This window comes from Modicisalibacter radicis (assembly GCF_900961225.1).
Classification (GTDB): domain Bacteria; phylum Pseudomonadota; class Gammaproteobacteria; order Pseudomonadales; family Halomonadaceae; genus Modicisalibacter.
The window spans coordinates 50,238-63,247 of the sequence record NZ_CAAHFN010000048.1 but is presented as its reverse complement, the minus strand read 5'-3'; the positions used below and the strand labels follow the sequence as shown (position 1 = coordinate 63,247).

At 60.5% G+C, this 13,010-nt stretch carries 13 protein-coding genes; 5 read left to right on the top strand and 8 right to left on the bottom strand.

The features are described 5' to 3' along the window. The first annotated feature begins 11 nt into the window (after positions 1–11). On the top strand, positions 12–1,580 hold the full coding sequence (locus HR9077_RS03150) for a bifunctional aminoglycoside phosphotransferase/ATP-binding protein (protein WP_136065036.1): 1,569 nt from the start codon (positions 12–14) through the stop codon (positions 1,578–1,580). Between the two features lie 79 nt (positions 1,581–1,659). Here HR9077_RS03150 and HR9077_RS03145 read toward each other — a convergent pair whose 3' ends face one another. The 6 genes from HR9077_RS03145 to HR9077_RS03120 form a co-directional block, all read right to left on the bottom strand. Further along, positions 1,660–2,682, bottom strand: coding sequence for a hypothetical protein (locus HR9077_RS03145; protein ID WP_136065034.1), 1,023 nt, complete (start codon positions 2,680–2,682; stop codon positions 1,660–1,662). A gap of 94 nt (positions 2,683–2,776) precedes the next feature. After that, a complete protein-coding gene (locus tag HR9077_RS03140; protein WP_168380881.1) occupies positions 2,777–3,247 on the bottom strand; it encodes a curlin in 471 nt (156 codons plus the stop codon). 277 nt (positions 3,248–3,524) lie between these two features. Then, on the bottom strand, positions 3,525–4,361 hold the full coding sequence (locus HR9077_RS03135) for a CsgG/HfaB family protein (RefSeq protein ID WP_136065030.1): 837 nt from the start codon (positions 4,359–4,361) through the stop codon (positions 3,525–3,527). Positions 4,362–4,375: 14 nt separating this feature from the next. Beyond that, positions 4,376–4,774, bottom strand: coding sequence for a curli assembly protein CsgF (locus tag HR9077_RS03130; RefSeq protein ID WP_136065028.1), 399 nt, complete (start codon positions 4,772–4,774; stop codon positions 4,376–4,378). Between the two features lie 34 nt (positions 4,775–4,808). Then, the gene (locus HR9077_RS03125; RefSeq protein WP_136065026.1) at positions 4,809–5,312 is read right to left on the bottom strand and encodes a CsgE family curli-type amyloid fiber assembly protein; all 504 of its coding nucleotides are present in this window, start codon (positions 5,310–5,312) and stop codon (positions 4,809–4,811) included. Positions 5,313–5,317: 5 nt separating this feature from the next. Beyond that, entirely contained in the window at positions 5,318–5,989 is a 672-nt protein-coding gene (locus HR9077_RS03120) for a LuxR C-terminal-related transcriptional regulator (RefSeq protein ID WP_136065024.1), read from the bottom strand. A gap of 428 nt (positions 5,990–6,417) precedes the next feature. Between HR9077_RS03120 and rdgB the strand changes: the two genes are divergently transcribed. From rdgB to HR9077_RS03100, 4 genes are all read left to right on the top strand, one after another. Beyond that, on the top strand, positions 6,418–7,008 hold the full coding sequence (gene rdgB / locus HR9077_RS03115; RefSeq protein WP_136065022.1) for an RdgB/HAM1 family non-canonical purine NTP pyrophosphatase: 591 nt from the start codon (positions 6,418–6,420) through the stop codon (positions 7,006–7,008). Beyond that, on the top strand, positions 7,008–8,180 hold the full coding sequence (gene hemW / locus HR9077_RS03110; protein ID WP_168380883.1) for a radical SAM family heme chaperone HemW: 1,173 nt from the start codon (positions 7,008–7,010) through the stop codon (positions 8,178–8,180). Before rdgB ends, hemW begins: the two co-directional genes overlap by 1 nt. Before the next feature lie 49 nt (positions 8,181–8,229). Further along, positions 8,230–8,907 (top strand): OmpA family protein, encoded by a 678-nt coding sequence (locus tag HR9077_RS03105; protein WP_136065018.1) that lies wholly within the window; start codon positions 8,230–8,232, stop codon positions 8,905–8,907. A gap of 65 nt (positions 8,908–8,972) precedes the next feature. Beyond that, positions 8,973–9,827 (top strand): 23S rRNA (adenine(2030)-N(6))-methyltransferase RlmJ, encoded by an 855-nt coding sequence (locus tag HR9077_RS03100; RefSeq protein WP_136065016.1) that lies wholly within the window; start codon positions 8,973–8,975, stop codon positions 9,825–9,827. Positions 9,828–9,830: 3 nt separating this feature from the next. Here the strand turns inward: HR9077_RS03100 and mnmE are convergent, their stop codons facing one another. Together mnmE and yidC are read right to left on the bottom strand one after the other, a co-directional pair. Continuing rightward, positions 9,831–11,207 (bottom strand): tRNA uridine-5-carboxymethylaminomethyl(34) synthesis GTPase MnmE, encoded by a 1,377-nt coding sequence (mnmE, locus tag HR9077_RS03095; protein WP_136065014.1) that lies wholly within the window; start codon positions 11,205–11,207, stop codon positions 9,831–9,833. 105 nt (positions 11,208–11,312) lie between these two features. Beyond that, the gene (yidC, locus tag HR9077_RS03090; RefSeq protein WP_136065012.1) at positions 11,313–12,992 is read right to left on the bottom strand and encodes a membrane protein insertase YidC; all 1,680 of its coding nucleotides are present in this window, start codon (positions 12,990–12,992) and stop codon (positions 11,313–11,315) included. Positions 12,993–13,010 lie beyond the last annotated feature (18 nt).

Genomic DNA, 13,010 nt, shown 5'->3' with positions numbered 1-13,010 from the left:
GGGAGACTGCCGTGAGCCAGGTAATGATCGATGCCCTCAAGGACCCCGCTTGCTATGACCATCCGGTCACGGCCATCGAGGTCTTCGAAACGCATATTTCGTGGATCGTGCTGACCGGCGACTTCGCCTACAAGATCAAGAAGCCCCTCGACTACGGCAGTTTCCTGGACTTTTCCACCCGCGAGAAGCGCCAGCGTTTCTGCGAGCAGGAGGTGCGCCTCAACCGCCGCCTGGCGCCTAACCTGTACCTCGGCGTGGTGGCGCTGTCCGGCGATGCTCGACAACCCCGGGTCAACGATGACAGCGCACCCTTCGAGTACGCGGTGAAGATGCGCCAGTTCAGTAACCGGCATCTCTTCAGCCATCTGCAGGCCAGCGGCGAACTCTCGCTGGAATTGCTCGACGATCTGATCGATCAGCTGGTGGCGTTTCATGAAGGCGCCGAGCGCCTTCACGCCGAAAACGATCACGGTTCGCGCGACGCGCTGCAGGCGATCCTCGAGCGCGAGTTCGAACTGATCGAAGCGCGACTGTCGAGTGGCGCCGATCAGCGCCGCCTCGAGCATCTCAGAACCTGGGTGGCGGAGGCCCTGGAGCGACTGGCCGGCGAGTTCGACCGGCGACACCGGGAAGGCTACGTACGCGAGACCCACGGTGACGTCCATCTGGGCAATGCCGTCCAGCATGAAGGCCAGGCGCTGCTCTTCGACGGTATCGAGTTCAACGATGAACTGCGCTGGAACGATGTCGGCAGCGATCTTGCCTTCCTGCTCATGGATCTCGAGGCGCGTGGCGAGCGGGCGTTCGCCAATCATGCCTTGAACCGCTATCTGGAATTGTCGGGCGATCACACGCTGGTGCGGCTGTTGCCGTTCTACAAGCTTTACCGAGCGCTGGTGCGGGCCAAGGTGGCGATGCTGCGCTATCACAATCCGGAACTGCATCCGGTCGACCGTCAGGCGATCATGGCCGATTACCGGCGCTACATTACCCTTGCCGAACAGTACGCCGAATTCAACTTTCCCTACCTGGTGATCGGCGTGGGCGTGTCGGGCAGTGGAAAGAGCCGCTTCACCGGCGAGATGGTCCAGCGCCTGGGCGGGATCCGCCTGCGTTCGGATGTCGAGCGCAAGCGGCTGTTCGGTTTCGATCCACAGGCCGCAACCGACCGGGCGGGTGTGGATATCTACTCGGCCGAGGCCACCGGACAGACCTATCGGCGCCTGGCACGGCTGAGCGGCATCCTGCTGGAGGCCGGTTTCCCGGTGTGCATCGATGCCACTTGCCTGAAACGCGAGCAGCGCGAGCTGCTGCGCCACCAGGCGGAAGGCCGTGGCTTGCCGATACTGATGGTCAGCTTCGAGGCCGACGAGGAGACGTTGCGTGGGCGCATCATCAAGCGCGCGCAGCGCGGGGGCGATCCCTCGGAGGCGGGACTGGCCGTGCTCGAACGCCAGCAGCGCGATTTCGAGGTCTTCGACGACGATGAGCGGCTGCATCTGGTCCATCTGGATACGACAGCCGACAACGCCAACCTCACCCTGGTGGGACTGATTCAGGAACGCCTGCGCTTGCAGTAGCCGCCATGGCGCCACGAGAAAAGCCCCGCTTGCGCGGGGCTCTTCAACGACGTCCCTTCGGTTCGATAAACGTCGGGTCTTAGTACTGGTAGACGTTGGCCACGTTGCCGCCGCCAGTCTGAGTGACCGTGGAAGCATTGTTGTAACCATGCTGAACCACGGTCGCGTTGTTGGCGGCCATGCTCATCATGCTGCCGACGAAGCCGCCCAGCGCGCCTTGCGTGATGGTCGATTCGTTACCCACACCGTCCTGGGTAACGCTGGCCATGTCGTTGTAACCGCTCTGGGTAATGTAGGAGTCGCCATCCCAGCCGGTCTGCTCGACCGTGGCATCGTTGTTGAAACCGCTCTGGGCCGTTTCGGCGAAGTTGCTCTCACCGCTCTGGTAGATATCGGAGGACTGGCCGAATCCGGACTGCGACACCGTGGCGTAGTTGTTCTCGTCACGCTGGGAGATGGTGGAGTCGTTGTGGGCACCGGACTGGTAGACGGTGGCGGCGTTATCCTGGCCACGCTGGGTGACCGTGGAATCCTGATCGAAACCGCTCTGCTCGATCTTGGCGTAGTTGTCGTGGCCGCCCTGCTCGACCGAGGAATCGTGGTAGCTTCCGGTCTGGGTGACGAGCGCGACATCGTCGCGACCGGTCTGGGTGACGTCGGAATCGTTGCCCTGGCCGTCCTGGGTCACCGCGGCGTAATCGCCCCCGGCCTGATAGACCGATGAGGTGTTGTAATAGCCATTCTGGTTCACCATGGCCGCGCTATTGCGCCCTTCCTGGGCGACCTGGGACTCGTTGTTGATGCCGCTCTGGTTGACGACGGCTTCGTTGAACGCGTCACGCTGAGAGACTTGGGAACGGTTGCCCCAACCTTCCTGCAATTGGGTGGCTTCGTTGCGCAGACCGCTTTGCAGGGCCGAGGCCTGGTTGTTGCCTCCGTCCTGCTCGATGGTGGAGTCGTTATTGCCACCGAACCAGCCCGAATATTGAGTGGCATCGGCATGGTTGCCGAAACCCGTCTGTTCGATGCTGGATTCGTTATTGGCCATGGCATTGGTGGATAGCGCGATAGCGGCGGCCAACAGCGTCATTTTAAGTTTCATGGTGTGTTCCCTTCTTTTGCTATGGTGTTGTGTTCTACGGTTGCTTTCGTGGTCGACATCCTGTCGTTACCGCTCCAGATATTCCGTTGGCGGGCTAGTGTTGAATCACCTGGATACTGGCTCGCCCCCGAGAAAACTGAGTCACGCTGATCGGGGTATGATCGCCACCCAGTTGAAGTACGGCGGCAGCGCCTGAAACTCCCAACTGGTTGATGGTGGCCTCCTTGTCGTACCCTTCCTGAACGATACTGGCGTTGTGGCTGGCACCGCTCTGCGTGATGTCGGCGCGTAGATAACCGCCCGACTGCAATATGGCGGCCTCGTTGCCATAGGCACCTTGGCGAACCGATGCCCGGTTGCTCTGGCCCAATTGCGCGATAGTAGCGCTGTTCCCGTGGCCGCCCTGGATACTGATGGCACGATTCGAAGTGCCAACCTGGTGGATGACGGCGCTGTTCGAGCCTGCAGAAGCCCTGTTACCTTCAAGCTCAGAGCCGATGGCCAAGTCGTTCCCGAAGACGGTCGGCGTTACCAGGAGGCAAGCAAGCAAGAGTAAGTATTTCATTTCGTGTCCTGGCGTTATCATTTGTTTACATTCTGATACCTTTACGATTTTGCGCTATAGGAAGAAAAAATTAAGTTGCAGATGAATTATCTAATTTACGGGGCAAAGCATTTAATGGACTGATTCATCAAAAGACATGTCACGAATTTAATGCGAAATGGATTCGTGGCATGACTCCCGTCTGCCAATAGAATACGAGTTTCCAGTTTTTTGACTTGTCGGCGGCGCTATGCAAAAAGCGCCCGTAAAGGGCGCTCGAGATAGGCGGCGTCGGTAACTACAGCATGGGCGTGGGCGCTTCGAGATAGGCACTGAGAATCGGATCGTCGATCTGCGCCGGATCGGCAAGTGTCCAGAGCCCGTTCTGTATACCACGTGCAATGAGATGGATCACTGAGGATTCGATAGCCGACATGACGGCCATTTGTACCGGTTCATTGTTGGTATAGCCGATTTCCCCTTCCAGTAATCTCTTGAAATCGATGAAACGGTACACCCCCGCCCTCAATTCGTGCGAAAAAATCGTCTTGCTGGTGGTCACGTTGCCTAGCACTTCGCCCGTAGCGATATCGATGGCTCGAAGATTGACCGTGACCTGGTCTACTTGGTATTTACCGGAAGCGCCAATACCGAAGTACTCGGCTCCGGCCCCTCCTGTGCGGACGTTCGAGTCATAGGCGATGATCCCCCCTTCCAGCAGTACGCGTGCGGCATTGAGCGAATTGAGGTCGTCGGTGCGTCCCGTGCGTTCGAGGTTGGCGCGGATGATCTTGCGTTCGGTCAGCAGGTTCTGTAGCCCGACCCTTTCGAGTGGAATGAACCAGCCCGAGTCGGCCAGAGCCCCGCTCAACATGGCTGCACCGCCCTGGGTTACCGCGGTGGAGAACGTACTTGCCGGTTGTGGCTTGTATTGCCCGGTCTGATCACGGAAATCATAAACGGCCGCGTAAATTTTCGCGCTCGGCTGCGGTAGGCTTATGAGATCGCTATAGGTGCCCGAGCGAGGCATCAGCGTAGCGGGTGCCTCTTCAAGTCCTTCGACATTGGTGACCATGCCAGTACAGCCCGAAAGCAGCAGCGTGCAAGTGACCAGGCCAGTTGCGATAATTTTCATTGTTGCGCATCTCCTCAGAGGCTGGGCGTGCCGAATCTGACGGTTGTTCTTTCACCGGTCTGTTTGTTGAGTATCAGCATTTCGAAGCCGCCACCTTGGAGACTGGTAACCTTGATGTTCAGGTTGGAGCTGTCAATGGTGCTGTTCGTGCCGTTGTTCAAGGCATCTTCGATGGCATCATTGGTCAATGAACTACGCAGATCCTGGAGAAACAGGTCGGACTCACTGAAACTTCCATAATCAAGCGCGTCCGGATCTTCGTTGTCATCCTGGGATTGAGCCTTGTTAAGCAAGTAGTTGCCATTCAATGGGTCGCCACCAAAGGAGGGGTTGATTGGCTGATAGATCAATTCCCCCGCGTATAGCGGACTGCTGGTCAGCATTATTGCCAGAATAAGTGGGGATGCTCTCATGGTTCGTTCCTCGCGTGTCTCGATCCGGGCCTGGTCACCATTCATCGCCAGCCAGGTCGCCGTTGTTTTCCAGGGCTTGCATTATTTTTCGCTGCAAATGGAGTTGCTCGACCTGTTCCACGGCAGCGGTAGCGTACTGATCGACATCGCTCAGCCTTGGCGGGAGTGTCGCCTGATAAAGTATGCGATTGTCTTCGGCGATCCAGATCAAGCTGCCCCAACGTGCCGAAGGCCTTTCATGGACGATGAGGCTTACATCGCTCAGCAATAAGCTGTCCAGTCGTCTCTGGCTGAATTGCCGAAAGAAAGTCTTGCCGATCATTGTTATCGTGCGATCTATCAATAGGCCACTGAGACTCGCGGAGCTATGAGGCTTGTAGGAGTCGTCGAGTACGGGGCCGTCTTTTCCTTCGGGCGTGTCATTTTGCTCTGATGCGGCGCGTTGTGGATCCGGAATGTTCACGTCCTGCGCCCATGACGTCGCGGTAAGCATCACCATGACGACAACCAGGGCAATCGGCGAGTTGGCGCGCGACATGACCGTCACCGACGCTGTGACTTGACGGGACTGGGCGGAGGGGCGCCCAGATTCTGTCGCGCCCAGTTCATCGCCTGGATGCGGTTGTGCACCTTGATCTTGCGGAAGATGTTGTACAGGTGCGACTTGACGGTGTGTTCACTGACGAACAGCTTGTCGGCTATTTCGGTGTTCGACGCGCCGGAACCGAGCAGCCCGATGATCTCGAGCTCACGATGGGTCAGGCCACACACGGGTCGATAGGCATTGAGCTGCTGTCGGCGGTAGAATTCGATCAACCGCGTCATCAGTGAGCGGGACATCCACAGGTCGTCGTCCAACAAGGTACCGATACCCTTGCAGATCAGTGCCATACTGTCGCGACGATAGAAAACGCCCTTCAAGTGCAGTGAAGAGAGTACGTCGGCGGCATGATCCTCATCGCGCAGATTGATCGCCGCCAGGGTCATGGACTCGCTCTCGGCGGCCTTGGTATGCCACTGCTGCATGCTGCTCTCATCGACATGATCGGCATCCAGGAGCACCAGGGTCTTGCCGCTTTCGAGGCCCTCTTGTATGTCGTGTGGCGCCACCGCCGATATCTGGCAGTCCAGACGCTCGGCGATGTATTCCATGAACAGCTGGGTTTGTGGATTGCAGTCGGTGACTAGCAGGATCGTTGCGTTCCCTTGGCTCATTTTTGTTGCTCCTGAAGTATGGGCCGATTCTTGAGTTTTAATGCTGTCCCTGCGCCCTCATGCTTAGGCTTGACTGAGCGTTGTTCTTTTTTGTGTTTTTGTAAAGTTAAGTTACAAGGCTAGGTTTATGCAATATAAGAATATGCAACAAGTTTTTTATAGATATTTTAATAATCCCCATATTTTTCAAATTCTTTTTTGTCAACCTAATGACTCTTTTCCAGAGAGACAAAAAACGGGTAGTGGAAAAACCGGGCGGGTAGTGTTTTTTGACTAGTGTTTTTTAGTTAGTCATGAATTAGTTTTCTAATGTCAAAATGATTAGATATGCGGTCCTTTTCCGCCCGGTCATTGCTACCCGAAAGCTGTTCGCGATCAAGCCTCTCGGCCTTTAGAATGGGTATAGACCCATTCAAGAGCGTAAGCACATGGAAAACCCCCTGGTACTGGCTAGCGGCAACACCGGCAAGCTGAGCGAGTTTCGGCAACTGCTGGAGCCGCTGGGCTACCAGCTAGACCCGCAAAGCGAGTATGACGTCAGTGAGGCCGATGAGACGGGGCTGACCTTTCTGGAAAATGCCCTGATCAAGGCACGCCACGCCTGCCGTATCAGTGGCCGGCCGGCGTTGGCCGACGATTCCGGCCTGGCGGTGGACGCGCTGGGTGGGGCGCCGGGCATCCATTCGGCCCGTTACGCCGGCGAGCCCAGAAGCGACGAGGCCAATAACCGCAAACTGCTGGAAGCGTTGGTGGATGTTCCCGAAGGCCGGCGTACGGCCAGTTACTGGTGTGTACTGGTATGGCTGCGTCACGCCGAAGACCCGGTGCCGGGCATCGTCCAGGCGAGTTGGCCGGGCGAGATACTGGCGCATCCGCGGGGCGAGGGCGGTTTCGGCTATGACCCGTTGTTCTGGGTACCTGAACGGGGGATGAGCGCTGCCGAACTGAGCGCTGGAGAAAAGAATCAACTCAGCCATCGGGGGCGCGCGCTGCGTGCGCTTCTGGAGCAGTTGTCTTGATGGTATCGCTACCCTCGCTTTCTCTATACATTCATGTTCCGTGGTGCGTGCGCAAGTGCCCCTACTGCGATTTCAATTCCCATGGGGTCGGCCGCGATACCGAGTTGCCGGAGCAGGACTACCTGGCGGCGCTCCTCGCGGACCTGGAGGACGATATCGCTCTGGTGGGTGGTCGTCAGGTGCAAAGCATCTTCATCGGCGGCGGTACGCCGAGTTTGATGTCGCCCGACTTCTTTCGGCGCTTGCTCGAAGGGGTGCGGCGGCGAGTGGCATTGCACGAGGATTGCGAAATCACTCTGGAAGCCAACCCCGGCACCGTGGAACAGGCGCGCTTCGAGGGCTTCCGCGAGGCTGGCATCAACCGTCTTTCGCTGGGGATCCAGAGCTTTCAGCCTGCCCAACTGGCGGAGCTGGGGCGCATCCATAGCGGTGACGAAGCCTTCCACGCCGTGGGTTGCGCGCGGCGCGCGGGTTTCGACAACATCAACCTGGATCTGATGCATGGCCTGCCGGGGCAGACTATCGAGTTGGCCCTGGCCGACATTGACCAGGCCCTGTCGTTGGCACCGGAACATCTCTCCTGGTATCAACTGACCCTGGAGCCCAATACGGAGTTCTACGTTCACCCGCCGCTGTTGCCACATGACGAGACGCTCTGGGCGATCCAGGACGCCGGCCATGAACGCCTCGAGGCCGCGGGCCTGGTTCGTTACGAAATATCCGCCTATGCCCGAGCGGGCAGGATTTCCCGGCACAATCTCAATTATTGGCAGTTCGGCGATTATCTGGGGATCGGTGCGGGAGCCCATGGCAAGCTGAGCGCCTGGAACGAACAGGCCGAGCTGATCGTGGAGCGGCGCTGGAAGAGTCGTCAGCCTGAGGCCTACCTGCGGCGCTGCGACGACCCCCGGGGCTTCATCGCCGGGCGTCGCCGGGTCGAGGCCGACGAGCTACCGCTCGAGTTCGCCATGAATGCACTGCGCCTGGTGGACGGCGTTCCGCTGTCGCTATGGCCGGCCCACACGGGGCGTTCACTCACCGTGCTGGGACCTCATCTGCAACAGGCGCGGAAAAAAGGACTCCTGGTGGATTCCTGCGAGCGGCTGCAGGCGACCCCTACGGGTCTGTTATTCTTGAACGACTTGCTGGGCATGCTCGATGAACCCGAGTGAAACCTCTGCGAGCGACAATCGAATCGAGGAGACAGGAGCTTTGTTCAGGATGATTGATAAGCGACTCTGGATGGCCATACCGCTGGCGAGTCTACTGGCACTCGGCGGGTGTAGCACGAACAACTCCCAGACCGGTGACTCCCAGCGCAGCAATACCACGACCGGGGCCGGCATCGGCGCCGCGGTCGGTGCGGTGGCCGGCTTGCTGAGTGGCGATAGTGCCACGAGCCGTCGCGACCACGCCGCCATCGGCGCGGCGGTGGGCGCCGCGGCCGGCGGTGGCATCGGTTACTATATGGATCGCCAGGAAGAGCAGCTGCGCGAGCGCCTGCAGGGCACCGGCATCGGTGTCGAGCGCCAGGGCAACGACATCGTTCTCAACATGCCCAACCAGGTGACCTTCGGTGTCGACTCCAGCGAGTTGTCCGGCGAGGCGCGCCAGGCGCTCAACGACGTGACTGCCGTGCTCCGCCAGTACCCGGAAACACGCATCACCGTCGCGGGCTACACCGACAGCACCGGCGCCGAGGACTACAATCAGCGTTTGTCCGAGCGCAGAGCCGCTGCGGTCAGCGACTACCTGGTTCAGGGTGGGGTCGAAAGCCAGCGCCTCAGCCGGGTCGGTCATGGCGAAAGCCAGCCGGTCGCCAGCAACGATACCGAGCAGGGTCGAGCCCAGAACCGTCGCGTCGAAATCACCGTGACGCCGATACAGCAGCAGCAGTAACGGCAGCGATTGCCCAACGAGCCCATTGCCTTCATCAGCGATGGGCTCTTTACGTAGGATGGCACATGCTTGCTTACCAACATGCCTATCACGCCGGCAATTTTGCCGACGTACACAAGCATCTGGCGCTTTTTTCCCTGACCCGCCATTTATTACGTAAGAAATCATCCGTTACGTATATAGACACGCATGCCGGCCGTGGCTTGTATCGGCTCGCCGAGCCCGAGACGCAGAAGCTCAAGGAGTATGAGTCGGGCGTGGGTGCGCTATGGGCGGGACGCCAGGCGCTCTCGGGGCGCAACGAATTGCTGGATGCCTGGTTGGCGGCCCTGCAGCGCCTGCAGCCTGCCTCCATGAAGACGCTGAGCCATTATCCCGGCTCGCCCTGGTGGCTGGCCCAGGCGCTGAGAAGCCACGACCGGTTGTCGCTCTTCGAGCTGCACCCCGGCGAGCATGGATGCCTCGAGGGCCAGCCGCTGCCAGGAGAGGCGAGGCGAATTCACGGCGATGGCCTGGCCGGCTTGCAGCGCGTGTTGCCGGTCGCCACACCCCGCCTGTGCGTGCTGGTCGATCCCAGCTACGAGCGCAAGGCGGAATATCTCGAAGTCGCCGAATCGCTGCGTTTCGTTGCACGCAAGGTTCGCCATGCCGTGGTCATGGTCTGGTACCCGCTGCTCCCGGCGGGGCGCCACGCGGCGCTGCTCGAGGCGGTACGCAAGGCCGACATACGCAAGGTCTGGCGCAGCGAGTTCGAGGTGCGCGGCCTGGATAGCGCGACGCACGGCATGTACGGCAGTGGCTTGCTGGTGCTCAACCCGCCCTGGGGCCTAGGCGACGAACTCGAGAGCGCGCTGGACTGCCTTATGCCCCGGTTCGGGCCGCAGGCACGTCAGCGAGCCGGCTGGTGGGTCGCGGAATAGCGCTCACTTGCCGATGCAGAACTCGCCGAATATCTTGCCGAGCAGTTCGTCGGCACTGAACTCGCCGGTGATTTCCCCCAGTGCCTGCTGAGCTTCGCGCAGGTCCTCGGCCAGCAGTTCGCCGGCGCCGTAACCCTGAAGCTGGGCTTCACCATTGCTCAAGGCTCGTTCGGCCCGATCAAGCGCGTCAAGATGGCGTCGCCGGGCCGAGAAACGACCTTCGGCGGTGGTCGAGTAGCCCATGATCGATTTCAAGTGGTCCTTGAGACTGTCCACACCCTGTCCGGTCTTGGCGGACAGACGGACGACCGGCGGGGTTGTGGATAACTCCACTCCGGGCGGTTCCTGGCTGCTGTCGATCTTGTTGCGCACCAGCGTCAATCGACCCGGGTCGGGCAGTCGTGAAACGAACTCCGGCCAGATGGCCATCGGATCGGTTGCCTCGCCCGTGGTGGCGTCGACCAGCAACAGTACCCGGTCGGCCTTCTCGATCTCCGCCCAGGCCCGGGCCACACCGATCTTCTCGACGGCGTCCGGGGTGTCGCGCAGACCGGCGGTGTCGATGACGTGCAACGGCATGCCGTCGAGATGAATATGCTCGCGCAGGACGTCGCGGGTGGTGCCGGCGATCTCCGTGACGATGGCGGTTTCCTGCTGGGTGAGTGCGTTGAGCAGGCTCGACTTGCCGGCGTTGGGTCGACCGGCGATCACCACGTTCATGCCTTCGCGCATCAGCGCACCCTGGCCGGCCGCCTGGCGGACCGCGGCGAGGTCGTCCTGCACTTCGCCGAGCTTGGCGGCGACCCGGCCATCGGCGAGGAAGTCGATCTCCTCCTCGGGGAAATCGATCGCCGCCTCGACATACATGCGCAGCTCGATCAGGCGCTCCACCAGGCTGGCGACCCGGCTGGAGAACTCCCCCTGCAGCGAACGCAGAGCGTTTTCCGCGGCGGCGCGGGAACTGGCATCGATCAGGTCGGCAATCGCCTCGGCCTGGGCCAGGTCCAGCTTGTCGTTGAGAAAGGCGCGCTCGGAAAACTCGCCCGGGCGGGCCAGCCGGGCGCCCAGGGTGACGCAGCGCTCGAGCAGCAGGTCCATGAGCACCGTGCCTCCATGGCCGTGGAGTTCGAGCACGTCTTCGCCGGTGAACGAATGCGGGCCGGGGAAATACAGCGCGATACCTTCGTCGATGGCCTGGCCGCTGGCCCCCGTGAAAGCGCCGTATAAGGCGTGCCGGGGCGCCGGGCAGCGACCCAGCACCTTCTCGGCGATCGCCTGGCAGGCGGGCCCTGAGACGCGGATGATGCCCACGCCGCCACGTCCGGGGGGCGTGGCCAGCGCAGCGATCGTGTCCTGAGTGTAGAGCGGCTGGTCGAGCATGAGCGTTTCCTGGATAGCGGTTGGGCCATTGTCGATAGCCACGGGCCCCAACGCCAGACCCCCGCACTGAGGCGGGGGTCTGGGTCATGCGGCGGAGCAGGGCGGCTACTTGCCCTTGGCGGGGGCCGGCTCGCCTTCGATCTTGCGGGTGATGATCCATTGCTGGAGGATCGAGATGCTGTTGTTGACGATCCAGTAGATCACCAGACCGGCCGGGAACCACAGGAAGAAGAAGGTGAAGACGATCGGCAGCAGCTTCATGATCTTCGCCTGGGTCGGATCCGGTGGCGCCGGGTTGAGCTGCTGCTGGATGAACATCGTCAGGCCCATGATGATCGGCAGAACGAACAGCGGATCCTTGACCGACAGATCGTCGATCCACAGCATGAACGGCGCGTGACGCAGCTCGACCGATTCCATCAGCATCCAGTACAGGGCGATGAACACCGGCATCTGGATGATGATCGGCAGGCAGCCCCCCAGAGGATTGATCTTCTCCTTCTGGTAGAACTTCATCATCTCCTGGGACATCTTCTGGCGATCGCTGCCGTACTGCTCCTTGATGCGCTGCATCTCGGGGCCCAGCTTGCGCATCTTGGCCATCGACTTGTAGGCCTTGGCCGAGAGCGGAAAGAGGATGATCTTGACGGTGATCGTCAGCATCACGATCGACCAGCCCCAGTTGCCCAGCACGTCGTGGATCTTGTCGAGCAGCCAGAACAGCGGATTGGCGAGGAACCACAGCCAGCCGAAATCGACGGTCAACTCCAGGTTTGGAGCGACTGCCTCGAGCCGATCCTGGACCTTGGGCCCCATGTAGAGCGTCGCCTCGAGGGCGCTTTCTCCACCGGGGGCGATGGTCTGGGTGGGGCTGGCAAAGGCCACCACGTTGCGATCCCGCGAGTCGGTGGTCGCGTAGTAGAGATTCTGCTGGTCCTCTTCCGGCACCCAGGCCGACGTGAAGTAGTGCTGAATGATTGCAGCCCAGCCACCCTGCACGTCACGGTTGTTGAACTGGCCTTCCTGAATCGTCTCGAAATCGATCTTTTCGTAATGATTTTCGGGCGAGGAGTAGGCCGCACCCAGGTAGGAACTCATCCCCACGCCGCCGCCCGATGAAGGGTCGGGGCTGTTGTCGCGAGCCAGCTGGCCGATGAATCGTGCGGTGACCGGCGTTTCGCCCTGGTTGGCAAGATGATAGCTGACGTCCACCGCGTAGCTGTCGCGTTCGAAGGTCATGCGCTTGATGACGTCGACGCCGTTGACGGTGGCGTTCAGGTCGACGGTCAGGCTGTCCTGGCCCTGGGCGAGGGTATAGCGGGTCTTTTCCGCCTCGAACGCGATACGTCCCTGGTGTCCCTCGAGCTGCAGGCCCGACTTGGCGACGTAACTGCGGGTCTGACCATCCGAGAGCAGCACGAAGGGATGTTCGGCATCCTGGCTCATCTTGTGCTGGGGCAGCGCCGCATAGACGATGTCGCCGCCACGTGGGTCGATACGCACATCGAGGGTATCGGTCACCACTTCGATCAGGCTGCGACGATTGCCGTCCTGGTCGCTTTCGGCCATGCCCGGATTGTCGCTCGGCGCTTGGCTGCCGCCGGTGGGAGCCGCCAGGCCCTGCTCGGTATCGGCTGAGCCGTCCGCATCGCCGCTGTTCGACTGGCTATAGGTGGGGACTTCGGTCTCGACGGCGGTCTGGCCGTAATCCTCATTCCACTGGACCACCAGGAGATAGGCGAGTACCGCAAGTGGAATGACGAGGAGGAGTCGTTTTACGTCCATTAGGGATCTGCCCGATGG

Excerpts from the sequence above, each read along its gene's own strand:
- hemW (WP_168380883.1), top strand. The coding sequence starts at position 7,008 with ATGGTATCGCTACCCTCGCTTTCTCTATACATTCATGTTCCGTGGTGC.
- HR9077_RS03140 (WP_168380881.1), bottom strand. The coding sequence starts at position 3,247 with ATGAAATACTTACTCTTGCTTGCTTGCCTCCTGGTAACGCCGACCGTC.
- HR9077_RS03145 (WP_136065034.1), bottom strand. The coding sequence starts at position 2,682 with ATGAAACTTAAAATGACGCTGTTGGCCGCCGCTATCGCGCTATCCACC.
- rdgB (WP_136065022.1), top strand. The coding sequence starts at position 6,418 with ATGGAAAACCCCCTGGTACTGGCTAGCGGCAACACCGGCAAGCTGAGC.
- yidC (WP_136065012.1), bottom strand. The coding sequence starts at position 12,992 with ATGGACGTAAAACGACTCCTCCTCGTCATTCCACTTGCGGTACTCGCC.
- HR9077_RS03100 (WP_136065016.1), top strand. The coding sequence starts at position 8,973 with ATGCTTGCTTACCAACATGCCTATCACGCCGGCAATTTTGCCGACGTA.
- HR9077_RS03105 (WP_136065018.1), top strand. The coding sequence starts at position 8,230 with ATGATTGATAAGCGACTCTGGATGGCCATACCGCTGGCGAGTCTACTG.
- HR9077_RS03130 (WP_136065028.1), bottom strand. The coding sequence starts at position 4,774 with ATGAGAGCATCCCCACTTATTCTGGCAATAATGCTGACCAGCAGTCCG.
- HR9077_RS03120 (WP_136065024.1), bottom strand. The coding sequence starts at position 5,989 with ATGAGCCAAGGGAACGCAACGATCCTGCTAGTCACCGACTGCAATCCA.
- HR9077_RS03125 (WP_136065026.1), bottom strand. The coding sequence starts at position 5,312 with ATGTCGCGCGCCAACTCGCCGATTGCCCTGGTTGTCGTCATGGTGATG.
- mnmE (WP_136065014.1), bottom strand. The coding sequence starts at position 11,207 with ATGCTCGACCAGCCGCTCTACACTCAGGACACGATCGCTGCGCTGGCC.
- HR9077_RS03135 (WP_136065030.1), bottom strand. The coding sequence starts at position 4,361 with ATGAAAATTATCGCAACTGGCCTGGTCACTTGCACGCTGCTGCTTTCG.